The 13,553-nt window shown below is 66.3% G+C and carries 9 protein-coding genes; 3 read left to right on the top strand and 6 right to left on the bottom strand.

Annotation, left to right across the window (positions count from 1 at the left end; all coding sequences use genetic code 11):
• Nucleotides 1-119: 119 nt before the first annotated feature.
• On the top strand, nt 120-1,334 hold the full coding sequence (locus tag O5K31_RS05140) for an NADP-dependent isocitrate dehydrogenase (protein ID WP_269716250.1): 1,215 nt from the start codon (nt 120-122) through the stop codon (nt 1,332-1,334).
• A 140-nt stretch (nt 1,335-1,474) separates the two neighbouring features.
• Complete coding sequence (locus O5K31_RS05135) at nt 1,475-1,852, top strand: VOC family protein (RefSeq protein WP_269716249.1); 378 nt, start codon at nt 1,475-1,477, stop codon at nt 1,850-1,852.
• Here O5K31_RS05135 and O5K31_RS05130 read toward each other — a convergent pair.
• From O5K31_RS05130 to recA, 3 genes are all read right to left on the bottom strand, one after another.
• Nucleotides 1,849-2,244 carry an NUDIX domain-containing protein gene (locus O5K31_RS05130; RefSeq protein ID WP_269716248.1) on the bottom strand — a complete coding sequence of 132 codons (396 nt, stop codon included), beginning with the start codon at nt 2,242-2,244 and terminating at the stop codon, nt 1,849-1,851. The two genes, O5K31_RS05135 and O5K31_RS05130, sit on opposite strands and share 4 nt — an antisense overlap.
• Complete coding sequence (gene alaS / locus O5K31_RS05125; RefSeq protein WP_269716247.1) at nt 2,241-4,889, bottom strand: alanine--tRNA ligase; 2,649 nt, start codon at nt 4,887-4,889, stop codon at nt 2,241-2,243. Before alaS ends, O5K31_RS05130 begins: the two co-directional genes overlap by 4 nt.
• Nucleotides 4,890-5,170: 281 nt before the next feature.
• Nucleotides 5,171-6,244: a recombinase RecA gene (recA, locus tag O5K31_RS05120; protein WP_269716246.1), complete on the bottom strand. Its 1,074-nt coding sequence runs from the start codon at nt 6,242-6,244 to the stop codon at nt 5,171-5,173.
• A gap of 293 nt (nt 6,245-6,537) precedes the next feature.
• On the opposite strand from recA, the gene O5K31_RS05115 reads away from it, so the two are divergent.
• Nucleotides 6,538-7,887 (top strand): EAL domain-containing protein, encoded by a 1,350-nt coding sequence (locus O5K31_RS05115; protein ID WP_269716245.1) that lies wholly within the window; start codon nt 6,538-6,540, stop codon nt 7,885-7,887.
• Nucleotides 7,888-7,897: 10 nt separating this feature from the next.
• On the opposite strand, the gene O5K31_RS05110 is transcribed toward O5K31_RS05115, so the two are convergent.
• The 3 genes from O5K31_RS05110 to O5K31_RS05100 form a co-directional block, all read right to left on the bottom strand.
• Nucleotides 7,898-9,721, bottom strand: coding sequence for a DUF885 domain-containing protein (locus O5K31_RS05110; RefSeq protein WP_269716244.1), 1,824 nt, complete (start codon nt 9,719-9,721; stop codon nt 7,898-7,900).
• Between the two features lie 28 nt (nt 9,722-9,749).
• Complete coding sequence (locus O5K31_RS05105; protein ID WP_442867755.1) at nt 9,750-11,570, bottom strand: DUF885 domain-containing protein; 1,821 nt, start codon at nt 11,568-11,570, stop codon at nt 9,750-9,752.
• 171 nt (nt 11,571-11,741) lie between these two features.
• A complete protein-coding gene (locus tag O5K31_RS05100; RefSeq protein ID WP_442867776.1) occupies nt 11,742-13,442 on the bottom strand; it encodes a DUF885 domain-containing protein in 1,701 nt (566 codons plus the stop codon).
• Nucleotides 13,443-13,553: the final 111 nt, after the last annotated feature.

The raw sequence follows: 13,553 nt of genomic DNA, 5'->3' as shown, positions 1-13,553 counted from the left end.
CTCCCCTGCTGGCGTGGCCGCGCCTTAGCCGCTATAGGCTCAAACCGTCCCTGCGACGCGTGAACGGCCCTGTGCGCCGTCCTGCCGAGCGCACCTCAAGCCAAGGAATTCTCCGGAAAATGGCCAAGATCAAAGTCGCCAACCCCGTCGTCGACATGGACGGGGACGAGATGACCCGCATCATCTGGAAGCTCATCAAGGATAAGCTGATCTTCCCGTACCTCGACCTCGAGCTCGACTATTACGACCTGTCGGTCGAAAATCGCGACGCCACCAACGACCAGGTGACCATCGACGCGGCCGAGGCCACCAAGAAGCACGGCGTGGCGGTCAAGTGCGCCACGATCACCCCGGACGAAGCCCGGGTGACCGAATTCAACCTCAAGAAGATGTGGAAGTCGCCCAACGGTACGATCCGCAACATCCTGGGCGGCGTGATCTTCCGCGAGCCGATCATCTGCCAGAACGTGCCCCGTCTGGTCCCCGGCTGGACCCAGCCGATCATCGTCGGCCGCCACGCCTTCGGCGACCAGTATCGCGCCACCGACTTCCTGTTCCCGGGCAAGGGCACGCTGTCGATCAAGTTCGTCGGCGAAGACGGCAAGACCATCGAACATGAAGTCTATCAGGCCCCCGGAGCCGGCGTGGCCATGGCCATGTACAACCTCGACGAGTCGATCCGCGAGTTCGCCCACGCCTCGTTCGCCTACGGCCTGAACCGCAAGTACCCGGTCTACCTGTCGACCAAGAACACGATCCTGAAAGCCTATGACGGCCGCTTCAAGGACCTGTTCCAGGAAGTGTTCGACGCCCACTACGCCGACCAGTTCAAGGCCCTGGGCATCCACTATGAGCACCGCCTGATCGACGACATGGTCGCCTCGGCGCTGAAGTGGTCGGGCGGTTACGTCTGGGCCTGCAAGAACTACGACGGCGACGTTCAGTCCGACATCGTGGCTCAAGGCTTCGGCTCGCTGGGCCTGATGACCTCGGTGCTGATGACCCCGGACGGCAAGACGGTGGAAGCCGAAGCCGCCCACGGCACCGTGACCCGCCACTACCGCCAGCATCAGAAGGGCGAGAGCACCTCGACCAACTCGATCGCGTCGATCTTCGCCTGGACCCGTGGCCTGGCCCACCGCGCCAAGCTGGATAACAACGCCGAGCTGGCCGCCTTCGCCAACACCCTGGAGAAGGTCTGCATCGACACCGTCGAGAGCGGCTTCATGACCAAGGATCTGGCCCTGCTGGTCGGCGACAAGCAAGGCTGGCTGACGACTGAAGGCTTCCTCGACAAGATCGACGAGAACCTGAAGAAGGCCATGGCGGCGTAAGGCCCTCACCTTCGAAAACCTTGGAGCCCGCGCCGTCAGACCGACGGCGCGGGCTTTTTCGTTCTAGCGACTGCAGCAACGAACTTTGTTCTTCATACGTTCTCATTCGTGCGCTAGCCTCGGCCAAAAGGAGGACGACCATGATCAGCTACATCACCATCGGGGCCGACGATCTGGACAAGGCGATGGCCTTCTACGATCCGGTGCTAGGCGCGCTAGGCAACAAGCGCCTTTGGGTGCAAGGGACCTGGGCCGGCTATGGGCCGGAGGGCGACAGCCACGGCAAGGTCCTGCTGTGCGCGCCCCATGACGAGCAGCCCGCCCGCGCGGGTAATGGCATCATGATCGGCTTCCATGCCGAGACCGACGAGCAGGTGAACGCATTCCACGCCGCGGCCCTGGCCAATGGCGGGACCTGCGAGGGCGAACCGGGTGAGCGTGGCGAGTTCGGCTACCTGGCCTATGTCCGCGATCCGACCGGCAACAAGCTCAGCGCGTTCCGCCGCCCAAAGGGCTAACGCGCGGCCAGGGCCTCGGCGGCGATCCTCGCCGAGGCCGCCAGGGGCGACGGCAGGGCGTCGAGGGTGAACCAGCCAAAGGCGCCGTGTTTTTGCGGCTCCAACAGCTTCGGCTCGCCGACGAAGGATCGGGCCAGATAGACCGGCGACACCCAGTGGGCGTCCGCCTCGATCAGATCGACCACGCAAAGCAAATCCAGGCCCTGGGTGGTGACGCCCAGCTCCTCCTCGATTTCGCGAGCAGCCGATTGGGTCGCGAGTTCGCCCCAGTCGACCTTGCCGCCCGGCAGGCTCCAGCAACCAGCTTCCGGCGCCGTCAGGCGCTGGATCAGCAGGATGGCGCCGTCCTTCATGAGGACCGCGCCGCAGCCAACGCCAGGGGTGCGGCTCACCCGGCCAGGGCCGCTTTCACCGCGGCCACGCCCTCGGCGGCCTTGGAGTCGTCCGGCGCGCCACCTTGCGCGAAGTCCGGCTTGCCGCCGGCGCCCTGCCCGCCCATGGCGATCACGGCGGCGCGGGCCAGGTCGGCCGCGTTGAACTTGGCCGTCAGGTCGGGGGTCACGGCCACGGCCACGGCGGCCTTGCCGTCGGACGTGCCGACCAGGGCCACGACGCCAGAGCCGATGGACTTCTTGAAGTCTTCGACCACGCCGCGCAGGTCCTTGCCGCCGACGCCGTCCAGCACCCGGCCGATGAAGGCGGTGCCCGCGACGTCTTCCGGACCGGATGCGCCGCCCGAACCGCCGCCGCCCAGGGCGAGGGCCTTCTTGGCCTCTGCCAGTTCCTTCTCCAGACGCTTGCGGTCGGCGATCAGACCCTCGACGCGGGCGGCGACGCCCTCGACCGGAACCTTGAACTGCTCGGCCAGACCCTTGGCGACACCGGCTTGATCCAGCAGGAAGCGGCGGGCCGCCTCGCCGGTCAGGGCCTCGATACGGCGCACGCCAGCGGCGACGCCCTGCTCGGACACGATCTTGAACAGGGCGATGTCGCCGGTGCGGGCCACGTGGGTGCCGCCGCATAGTTCAACTGAATAACCCTTGTCCTCGCCGGTCAGGGCCTTGCCCAGGGTCAGGACGCGGACGCTGTCCCCGTACTTTTCGCCGAACAGGGCGACCGCGCCAGCCGCGATGGCCTCCTGCGGAGCCATGACCTTGATCTCGGCCGGGGCGTTTTGGCGAATGACCGCGTTGACCTCGGCCTCGATGCGCTCGATCTCGTCCGGGGTCAGCGGGCCGCCATGGCTGAAGTCAAAGCGCATGCGGTCGCCATCGACTAGCTGGCCCTTCTGCGCCACGTGGGCGCCCAGCACGTGGTGCAAAGCGGCGTGGACCAGGTGAGCGGCCGAGTGGTTGGAGCGCGTGGTGTGGCGGCGTTCGGCGTCGACCGAAGCCACGACCTTGTCGCCCACCTTCAGCGGGCCGGTCAGTTCGATCGTGTGAACGTGCAGTTCGCCGGCCTGTTTTTGGGTGTCGAGCACGCGGCTGGCGCCGCCATTGACGTCGATGACGCCCTGGTCCCCGGCCTGGCCGCCGCTTTCGGCATAGAAGGGCGTGCGGTCGAGGACGACTTGCACCGTCTGCCCGGCCGCGGCCGACTGGACCTCGGCGCCGTCGGCGACGATCGCCTTCACCTCGCCCGTGGCTTCGGTGACGTCATAGCCGATGAAATCGGTGGGGCCCGAGCGCTCCTTGACGGCGAACCATTCGGCGCCGGTGCCCTGCTGGCCCGAGCCGGTCCAGTTCTCGCGCGCCATCTGGCGCTGCTTGTCCATGGCCACGTCGAAGGCGTCGGTGTCGACGGTCAGGCCCTTGGCGCGCACGGCGTCCTGGGTCAGGTCGAGAGGGAAGCCGTAGGTGTCGTAGAGCTTGAAGGCCACGTCGCCGGCCAGCACGCCGCCCTCGGCCAGTTCGGCCGTGGCTTCATCCAGCAGGGTCATGCCGCGGCCCAGGGTGCGGCGGAAGCGTTCCTCTTCCTGGCGCAGGGTCTCGGTGATGAGGGCCTCGGCGCGGCGCAGCTCGGGGTAGGCGTCGCCCATCTCGTTGATCAAGGTCGGGGCCAGGCGGTGCATCAGGGGCTCTTGCGCGCCCAGCAGATAAGCGTGGCGCATGGCCCGGCGCATGATCCGGCGCAGGACGTAGCCGCGTCCTTCGTTCGAGGGCGACACGCCATCGGCCAGCAGGAACGAGGTCGAGCGCAGGTGGTCGGCGATGACCCGGTGGCTGGCCTGGTTCTCGCCCACGGCCTTGACGCCCGTAGCCTCTTCCGAGGCGGCGATCAGGGCCTTGAACAGATCGACGTCGTAGTTGTCGTGGACGCCCTGCAGGACGGCGGCGATGCGCTCCAGGCCCATGCCGGTGTCGATCGACGGCTTGGGCAGGTTGACCCGCTCGCCGCCTGGCTGCTGGTCAAATTGCATGAAGACCAGGTTCCAGATCTCGATGAACCGGTCGCCGTCCTCGTCCGGGCTGCCGGGAGGGCCGCCGGGGATGTGGTCGCCGTGGTCGAAGAAGATTTCCGAGCACGGGCCGCACGGGCCGGTGTCGCCCATGGACCAGAAGTTGTCGGAGGTGCCGATGCGGATGATCTTGCGATCATCCAGGCCCGCGATCTTCTTCCAGAGATCAGCGGCTTCGTCGTCCGAGGCATAGACCGTGACCAGCAGCTTCTCGACCGGAAGCTTGTATTCCTTGGTCAGCAGGTTCCAGGCCAGCTCGATCGCACGTTCCTTGAAATAGTCGCCGAAGGAGAAGTTCCCCAGCATTTCGAAGAAGGTGTGGTGGCGCGCTGTGTAGCCGACATTGTCCAGGTCGTTGTGCTTGCCGCCGGCGCGGATGCATTTCTGCGACGAGGTCGCGCGCGGGGCGAGCGGGGTCTCCGCGCCGGTGAAGGCGTTCTTGAACGGCACCATGCCGGCGTTGACGAACAGCAGGGTCGGATCGTTCTGCGGCACCAGCGGGGCGGACGGGACCACGGCGTGGTCATTGCCCCCGAAGTAATCGAGGAAGGTGCTGCGGATGTCGTTCAGGCTCGGCATGATCGTCCGGGGTCTGGAAGGCGCAAAAAGCGGAGATAGGAAGTGCAGCGCTCCTTAGCCAAGCGCGCCTGATCTCCCAAGGAAATTCGTGGCATGGCCGGGCGCGGCGAGCCCGCTCGGAACGCGAAAAAGGACGCCCGGTCCAACGCTTGGGGCGCAGGTCCGAACGTCCTCGGCTCGCGAGGCGGCGCGGCGGGGGTCGCGCGCCGGAGGGTTTGGCGGGGTGTCCGGCGGCGAAGGCCGCCTCGCGAGAGCCCTTTGAAAGCTTGCCCCTGCGGGCCTTAGCCTTCGGTGTCTTCCTGAGCGTCGGGTCCGCCAACCAGCAATTCTTCCTCAATCTTGCTGGAAGACGCGCGGACGGCCTTTTCGATGCTGTCTGCGAGGTCCGGGTTCTGCTTCAGGAACTCGCGCACATTGTCGCGCCCCTGCCCGATCCGCTGACTGTTGTACGAGAACCAGGAGCCGGACTTCTCGACGATCCCGGCCTTGACGCCCAGATCGATGATCTCACCCAGTTTGGAGATCCCCTCCCCGTACATGATGTCGAACTCGACCTCGCGGAACGGCGGGGCGACCTTGTTCTTGACCACCTTGACCCGGACATTGTTGCCGATGATCTCGTCGCGCACCTTGACCGAGCCGGTGCGTCGGATGTCCAGGCGGACCGAGGCATAGAACTTCAGGGCGTTGCCGCCCGTGGTCGTCTCGGGCGAGCCGTACATGACGCCGATCTTGTGGCGGATTTGGTTGATGAAGATCACCAGGGTCTTGGCCTTGTTGATCGAGGCGGTCAGCTTGCGCAGCGCCTGGCTCATCAGACGGGCCTGGAGGCCCGGCAGGCTGTCGCCCATCTCGCCTTCGATTTCGGCGCGCGGCGTCAGGGCCGCCACCGAGTCGATGACGATGACGTCCACGGCGCCGGAGCGCACCAGGGTGTCGGTGATCTCAAGCGCCTGCTCGCCGGTGTCGGGCTGCGACACCAGCAGCTCGTCCAGGTTCACCTTCAGCTTGTGAGCATAGGACGGGTCGAGCGCATGCTCGGCGTCCACGAAGGCGGCGGTGCCGCCGGCCTTCTGAACCTCGGCCACCACGTGCAGGGCGAGCGTCGTCTTGCCCGAGCTTTCCGGACCGTAGATCTCGATGATCCGCCCCTTGGGCAGACCGCCGATCCCCAGGGCGATGTCCAGGCCAAGCGAGCCGGTCGAAACCGACTCCATCTCGACCTTGCCCTTGTCGCCCAGTTTCATAACCGAGCCCTTGCCGAACGCCCGGTCAATCTGTGCCAGGGCGGCCTCAAGAGCCTTTTGTTTATCGCCTTCTTCGCGTGCCACGAGCCTCAACGCCGCTTGGTTCATCTAGGCGTCCCTTATTCCATGATTCCGCCAACCCAACTGGCCCCGCTGCGATCCCGCGACAGCGCCAGCTCTCGAAAGCGAATGTGCATGCTTTGTTCTATGTTCGCAAGATGTTCTTTTCGGCGCGGAACGTAGATACGACCGATTTTGACGCACACCTAAAAGGGTGCTCCATACGGTCGAACCTGCGCATCCGGCGCACACCCCCGCGACCACCTGACGCCGGCCGCGACAACACCTGCTTAACCATAAGCGTGCAGGATTCGCCGATTGACTGGCGGACCGCGCGCGCTTTGACCCTGGACCCTTATCGGCTGCTCGGCCTGGCCTTCGCCAGCTCCGACCTCCTTCTGGAGCTGGACGACTACGGACGCATCACGTTCGTGGCGGGCGCTGAGCATGGCGTGCTGGGATCGGACCTGGTCCCGCTCACCGGGGTGATGCTGCTGGACCTGTTCGCGCCGAGCGAGCGCGAGCGTCTGCATGGCTTTCTGCTCGGGCTAGCCGACGGAGGCCGGCATGGGCCGATCGTCTTGGCGCCCGCCAGCGATCCGGAGCGGCCCGTGAGCCTCTCCGCGCGCCGCCTGGCCGAGAACGCCAACCGCATCTGCTGCGCCCTGACCCAGGCCCCGCCCCTTCCGCGATTCGAGACCGGGCCGGTCAGCGTCGCTCCCTTCGCGATCCCGCCGTCAGCGCAGCCGGCTCCCGCTCCCCAACCCGCGCCCGTCACGCCAGCGCCCTCGGTGCTAGCCGACCTGCCGCCCGACCTGGTCCCTCCGCCCGTGGTCGAGGCTCCGCCTCCGCCGCCTGTCGAACCTGTCGATCCCGCCGTCCGGACGACCATCTCCGAGAACACGCGGGCCATGCACCGCGCCCTGGCCCGCGCTGAGGCCCTGGCGGCGGCGGTGAGCCAGCGCCGGTTCGAGTTCGCGTTCCAGCCCGTCGTGCGTCTGGCCGACGACACCGTGCATCACCACGAGGTGCTGGCCCGGTTCGAGAACGGCGCGGACCCGCTACAGATGATCCGTACCGCCCAGGCCTTCGATCTGATGGAGGAGTTGGACCACGCCGTGGTCGAACAGGCGGTGCGCCGCCTCGCCTCCGACACACCGACTCTGCGCCTGGCCGTGAAGGTCACGGGCCGCACTCTGTGCGACGAAGCTTATCCGCAGCACGTGGAGCGCCTGTTGAAGCGTCATGAGTCGGCGCGCGGGCGGCTGATCTTCGAGATGGTAGAGAGCAAGACCATCGGCGACATGGTCCTGGCCAACCGTCACGCCCAGGCCCTGCGCGGCATGGGCTCGCTGGTCTGCCTGGGCGACTTCGGAGCGGGCGCCGACTCCATGGCGCACCTGCAACGGCTGCAACTGGACCTAGCCAAGATCGACGGCCGCTATGTGCGCGAGCTGACGGGCGGACGCGAGGAAGCGGCCCTGGTTCGTCATCTGGTCCAGGCTTTCAGTGAACTGGGCCTGCGTACCGTCGCCGCCATGGTCGAGAATGTCGGCGTCGAGGAAGCCGCGCGTCACGCCGGCGTCGATTTCGCCCAGGGCTATCTATACGGGCAACCGTCGGCGCGACCCACGACCCCGGAAACGCGAAAGGCGGCGCCGGTGGCGCCGCCTCTGCTCAGACTGGCCTGATCCGGAAGGACTAGGCTTTGCTTGCGCGCGCCACGTAGGCGTCGATCTGCTTTTCCAGAACCAGCAGCGGCATCGGGCCCGAAAGCAGGGCCGCGTCGTGGAACTGGCGGATGTCGAACTTCGAACCCAGCTTGGCCTTAGCCCCGTCGCGCAGGCGCGCCCACTGGGTATGGCCGACCTTGTAGCTGAGCGCCTGGCCCGGCCACACGCAGTAGCGGTCGATCTCGCGCTGGACGCGGCCATGGGTGTAGCCGGTGGCGCCGACCATGTAGGCGGTGGCCTGATCGCGCGTCCAACGCTTGTGGTGAATGCCGGTGTCGACCACCAGGCGAACCGCGCGGAACAGGAACGACTGCAGATAGCCAAGCTCGCCGGTCGGATCGTTCTTGTAGACGTCCATCTCGTAGGCCAACTGCTCGGCATACAGCGCCCAGCCTTCGGAGAAGGCTGAGAACCCGCCGGTGCGGCGGATCAGCGGCACGTCCGCGTTCTCCATCTGCAGGCCGATCTGCAGGTGATGGCCCGGGCTTGCCTCGTGATAGGTCAGGGTCGCCAGGCTGAACTTCGGCCAGTCGGCGCTGTCCTTGAGGTTGATGTAGAAGGCGCCGGGTCGCGACCCATCCAGCGACGGGCGCTGGTAATAGCCATTCGAGGCGCCGTCCTGGATGTTCACCGGCACGCGGCGAACCTCCACGGCGGTCTTGGGCAAGCGGCCGAACACGGCGGGAAGCTTGGGGCCGAGCGCCGCGATCTGGGCGTTCAGCTCCTTGATCATCTCTTCCTTGCCGGCGTCGGTGTTCGGGTACTGCATGCCCGGACGCTTGGCCAATTCGGTCATCCGATCGGCGACCGAACCCTGAGTCAGGCCCTGGCCCTTGAGCAGCACGTCCATACGGGCGGTGATCTCGGCCGCCTGGGACAGACCCATCTGATGCACCTCTTCAGGCGTCATCTTGGTGGTGGTCGCCGCCTGTACGGCGCCGGCGTAGTAGCCTTCATCGGCTGGCAGGGTCCAGGCGCCGGCCTTGTCCGTGGATTTAGCCTTCAGGGCCTCCAGCGCGGCGATCTGACGATCAAGGGCGGGCCACACGTCGGCGTCCACCACGCCCGTGACCTGGGATGCGTAGTCGGCGGTCAGGCCGGCGGCCTTGGCGCGACGCGAGATCGACTTGACCAGCACCGTGTCGGCGGTCGCCTGCCCGCGCAGCGCGCGGATCTGGTCCAGGGTGGTGGCTAGGATGAAGTTGGGCGCGATGACGCCCATCGCCGCCTCGGCGTTCATCCGGTCGGTCTCCTGGTCGAGGACCGTGGCGAAGGCCCTCACACGGGCGACATAGGCGTCTGCGTCAGCCGCATTTGCGATGCCGTGCTGGTTGTCCAGGAAGTCCGGCACCGACTGATAAGCGCCCGAGCGCTGATCCAGGGTGTAGGGCGAGTAGCCGCCATTGCCACCCTCACCGAACTTCACACGGCTCAGAGCGGTGACCGAGACTTCGTTCTGATAGGCGATGACGTCGTAGTCGATGCTGGCGGCGGGGCTGAGCTTGGCGCGGTCGATGGTTTTCAGATCGACCAAGCGCTGCTTGGCGTCCTCCAGCCGGCGGGCGCGGTCAGCGAGGGAGGCGTCGCCCAGCTCGCTTTTCAGATGCGCGCGAGCACCCTTGTCGAGACCAAGGGAGGTGGCGCGGGTCGGGCTCTTCTCGACGCCGTCATAGAAGAACTTGTCGAGCATCGCATGGAGCCGCTGATCCTCCGCGCCTCCGGTGGTTTGAGCCAAGGCCGGCGCGGCGAAGGCCGAGGCGGCCGCGGTGGCGAGGAAGGTTCTGCGGTCCATGGATGTGTCCCCCTTTGTACGCTTTGGCTTACGCGGTCTTGGCCGCGGCGATGTAGTTGTCGATGGCGGTCTCAAGCACGGTCAGCGGCGTGCTGCCCGACAGGAGGCCGGCGTTGTGGAAAGCCTTCAGGTCGAACTTCGACCCCAGGGCGGCCTTCGCCTTTTCGCGGGTGCGTAGCCACATGATCTTGCCCACCATGTAGCTGGACGCCTGGCCCGGCCACACGGCGTAGCGTTCGATCTCGGTGACGCCCCGCGCCTGGGTCCAGCCCAGGGTTTCGACGAAGTACTTCACCGCCTGCTCGCGGCTCCAGCGCTTGTGGTGCATGCCGCTGTCGACGACCATGCGCACGGCGCGGAACAGCGCGCCCTGGAGCTGGCCGACGTGACCCAGCGGGTCGTTTTCGTACATGCCCATTTCCACAGCCAGTTGCTCCGAATAGAGCGCCCAGCCCTCTGAATAGCCCGAGAAGCCGGTGGCCTTGCGGATCAGCGGGATGGCGTCGCTCTCATTGCTGAGGGCGAGCTGCAGGTGATGGCCCGGAATGCTCTCGTGATAGGTGAGCGACGTCAGGGTGAAGGTCGGCGACTCGGCGGTGTTGCGCAGGTTGATCCAGTAAATGCCCGGCCGCGAACCATCGAGGGTCGGCGAGTTGTAATAGCCGCGCGGCGCACCAGCCTCGATCGCTTTGGGCACGCGGCGGATCTCCACCGGCGCCTTGGGCAATTGGCCAAAATACGGCGACAGCTTGCCCCGGATCTCTTCGACCTTGCCGTTCAGCATGGCCAGCAGTTGGTCCTTGCCCTCGTCGGTGTTGGGGTAGTGCTGCTTGGGATCATCGCCCAGCGCCTTGAGGCGCTCGCCGACGGAGCCCTGGGTCATGCCCTGGCCCTTCAGAAGCACATCGATCTCGGCCGAGATGCTCTTGACCAGATCAAGGCCCGTCTGGTGGACGTCTTCCGGCGTGATGCCTGACGTCGTCGCCCCCTTCAGCGAGACAGCGTAGTATTCCGCGCCGTTGGGCAGGCGCCAGCAGCCGGCCTCGTGAGTCGCCTTGCCGCGGTTGGCCTTCAGGAACTCGATCTGGCGGTTCAGGGCGGGAACAACCTCACCCTCATAAATTTTCGTCGCCTGAGCGGCCCAATCGCCAGCGATACCCTTGGCGGCGGTGCGACGCACAACCGACTGGACGAGCACCGACTTGTCGGCCCCCTCCCCGGCGATCTGGCCGAGCGAGGCCAAGGCGCGGTCGATGGCGAAGTCCGGCGGCAGGACGCCAAGGCCCAGGTCGTGGCGCGCGATCTCCAGCTCGCCGTCGAGATTGCCGGCGAAGGCCTTCAGGCGCGACAGATAGGCGTCCGCGTCGGCCGCGGTCTCGATGGAGTGCTGGGTGTCGAGGAAGTCCGGCGTCTGCTGGTAGGAGCCGGTCAGCTGGCTGAGCACATAGGGCTCGCCCGCCGAACCCGCACCGTAGTTGAACTTGTTGTAGCCGTCGGCGTCGACGGCCAGGGTGAACTCGATGGTGTCGTAGTTCACCGCGTCCATGCCCGTGAGCGTCTTGCGGTCGATCGCGCGCAGGTCGCGGAGCTGTTGGGTCGTCCGGGTCGCTTCTTCAGCGCGGGCCTTCAGCGAGATCTCGCTGAGGCGGCCCTTGAGGCCAGCCATGGCGCCCTTGTCGAGGCCTAGGCGCGTGGCGAAGCCGGGGGAATTCTGGAAGCGCTCGCGCATGATGCGATCGAAGAGCGCGTTCATCTTGGCCGCCTCGCCCGACGACGAGGCCTGGGCCAGGGCCGGGCCGGCGAAGGCGGTTGCAGCTGCGCTGGCCAGAAAGGCGCGACGATCCATCAAATACTCTCCCGTTTGGTCACGCGGACGGACGGCTTGCTTAGCAGCCAGCCAGGCCAGTTTGATTTCATCGGCGTCACGAGCCCGCGTCGCGCGCCGACCTGATTTTCAATGAGAGATAGCGGGTTTTTCCGCCGGCCCGACACGGGGCCGAGCCGGCGGAACACACCTTCGTCAGGCGGCTTTCGCGCTGGCGATGTAGCCGTCGATGGCGTTCTCGAGCACGGTCAGCGGCGTGCCGCCGGCCAGAAGGCCCGTGTCGTGGAACTTGCGGTAGTCGAACTTGGCGCCCAAGGCCGTGCGGGCCTTGTCGCGCAGGCGCAGCCAGATGAGCTTGCCCACCATGTAGCTGCAGGCCTGACCCGGCCACACGCAGTAGCGTTCGATCTCCGTCGTCGCCGTGGCCTCTTCCTGGCCCAGGTTGTCGACGAAGTACTTGATCGCCTGCTCGCGGCTCCACTTCTTGTAGTGCATGCCGCTGTCGACCACGAGGCGGACGGCGCGGAACAGGGCGGCCTGAAGCTGGCCGACGTGGCCGAACGGGTCGTCCTTGTACATGCCCATCTCGACGGCCAGCTCTTCGGAATAGAGCGCCCAGCCCTCGGAATAGCCCGAGAAGCCGATGGCCTTTCGGATCAGCGGAATGCCCTGGCTCTCGTTGTTGAGCGCCAGCTGCAGGTGGTGGCCCGGAATCCCCTCGTGATAGGTCAGGGTCTTGAGGCCGAACTTGGGGACCTCGGCGCTGTTGCGCAGGTTGATCCAGTAGATGCCCGGGCGCGAACCATCCAGGGTCGGGCTGTTGTAGTAGCCGCCCGGCGCGCCGGCCTCGATCGACTTAGGAACGCGACGGATCTCCAGCGCCGCCTTGGGAAGCTGGCCGAAGTACGGGGCGATCTTGGCCTCGATCTCCTTCACCATCTTGTTCAGGTCGCTGATCAGCTCGACCTTGGCCTCGTCGGTGTTGGCGTAGAGCTGGTCGGGACGCTTGGAGAGCTGCTGCAGGCGCGCGCCGACCGAGCCCTCAGTCATGCCCTGTGACTTGAAGATCGCGTCGATCTCCTTGGAGATGCTGTCCACCAGGCGAAGACCGGTGGTGTGGATCTCCTCGGGGGTGATCGCCGCGGTCGTGTAGTTCAGCAGCGAGACGCCGTAGTACTCGCCGCCCTTGGGCAAGCGCCACACGCCGGCGTCGTGGACGGCTTTGGGGCGGACTTCCTTCAGGAACGCGATCTGACGGCCAAGGGCCGGTTGGACCTCGCCTTCGTAAATCTTCGTGGCGCGGGCTTCCCAGTCGCCAGCGATGCTCTTGGCCTTGGTGCGGCGGACCACGGACTGCACGAGCGTGGACTTGCTCGACGGCTCGCCGTGGATGTTGCCCAGGGTCGTCAGGGCGCGGTCGATGGCGAAGTCCGGCGGGATGACCCCGACGCCGGCGTCGTGACGGGCGATCTCGACCTCGCCATCCAGCACCTTGGCGAAGGCCGACAGGCGTGACAGGTAGGCCTCGGCGTCATCAGCGGTCTCGATGCCATGCTGGGCGTCGAGGAAGTCAGGGATCTGCTGATAGGAACCGGTCAACTGGCTGATGATGTAAGGCTGGCCCGAACCGGGCGAGCCGTAATTGAAAGCCTTGTTGCCCTTTTCCGCGGTTTCCAGCGTGAACAGGACCGTGTCGTAGTTGATGACATCCATGCCGGTCAGCTTGGAGCGATCGATAGCCCTCAGTTCCGCCAGATAGCGGCTGTTGTCGGCCTTGTCCTTGGCGCGGGCGGCCAGGGACGCTTCACCAAAGCGGCCCTTCAGCGACGCCATGGGGCCTTTGTCGAGGCCCAGCATCGTCGCGTATTCCGGAGAACGCTGCAGGGTCTCCTGCATGACCCGGTCGAAGGCGGCGTTCATCTTGGCCGCTTCGGAGCCGGCCTGGGCGCTGGCGAGGGTGGGGCTGGCGAGCGCAGCCCCCAACGCGCTTAGCAGAAAGTGTCTACG

Origin of the sequence: Caulobacter sp. NIBR2454, from assembly GCF_027474405.1 — a bacterium.
Taxonomy (GTDB): domain Bacteria; phylum Pseudomonadota; class Alphaproteobacteria; order Caulobacterales; family Caulobacteraceae; genus Caulobacter.
The sequence above is the reverse complement of the archived record's forward strand: the minus strand, read 5'-3'. Positions and strand labels throughout refer to the sequence as shown.

Excerpts from the sequence above, each read along its gene's own strand:
- O5K31_RS05140 (WP_269716250.1), top strand. The coding sequence starts at position 120 with ATGGCCAAGATCAAAGTCGCCAACCCCGTCGTCGACATGGACGGGGAC.
- O5K31_RS05135 (WP_269716249.1), top strand. The coding sequence starts at position 1,475 with ATGATCAGCTACATCACCATCGGGGCCGACGATCTGGACAAGGCGATG.
- alaS (WP_269716247.1), bottom strand. The coding sequence starts at position 4,889 with ATGCCGAGCCTGAACGACATCCGCAGCACCTTCCTCGATTACTTCGGG.
- recA (WP_269716246.1), bottom strand. The coding sequence starts at position 6,244 with ATGAACCAAGCGGCGTTGAGGCTCGTGGCACGCGAAGAAGGCGATAAA.
- O5K31_RS05110 (WP_269716244.1), bottom strand. The coding sequence starts at position 9,721 with ATGGACCGCAGAACCTTCCTCGCCACCGCGGCCGCCTCGGCCTTCGCC.
- O5K31_RS05100 (WP_442867776.1), bottom strand. The coding sequence starts at position 13,442 with ATGCAGGAGACCCTGCAGCGTTCTCCGGAATACGCGACGATGCTGGGC.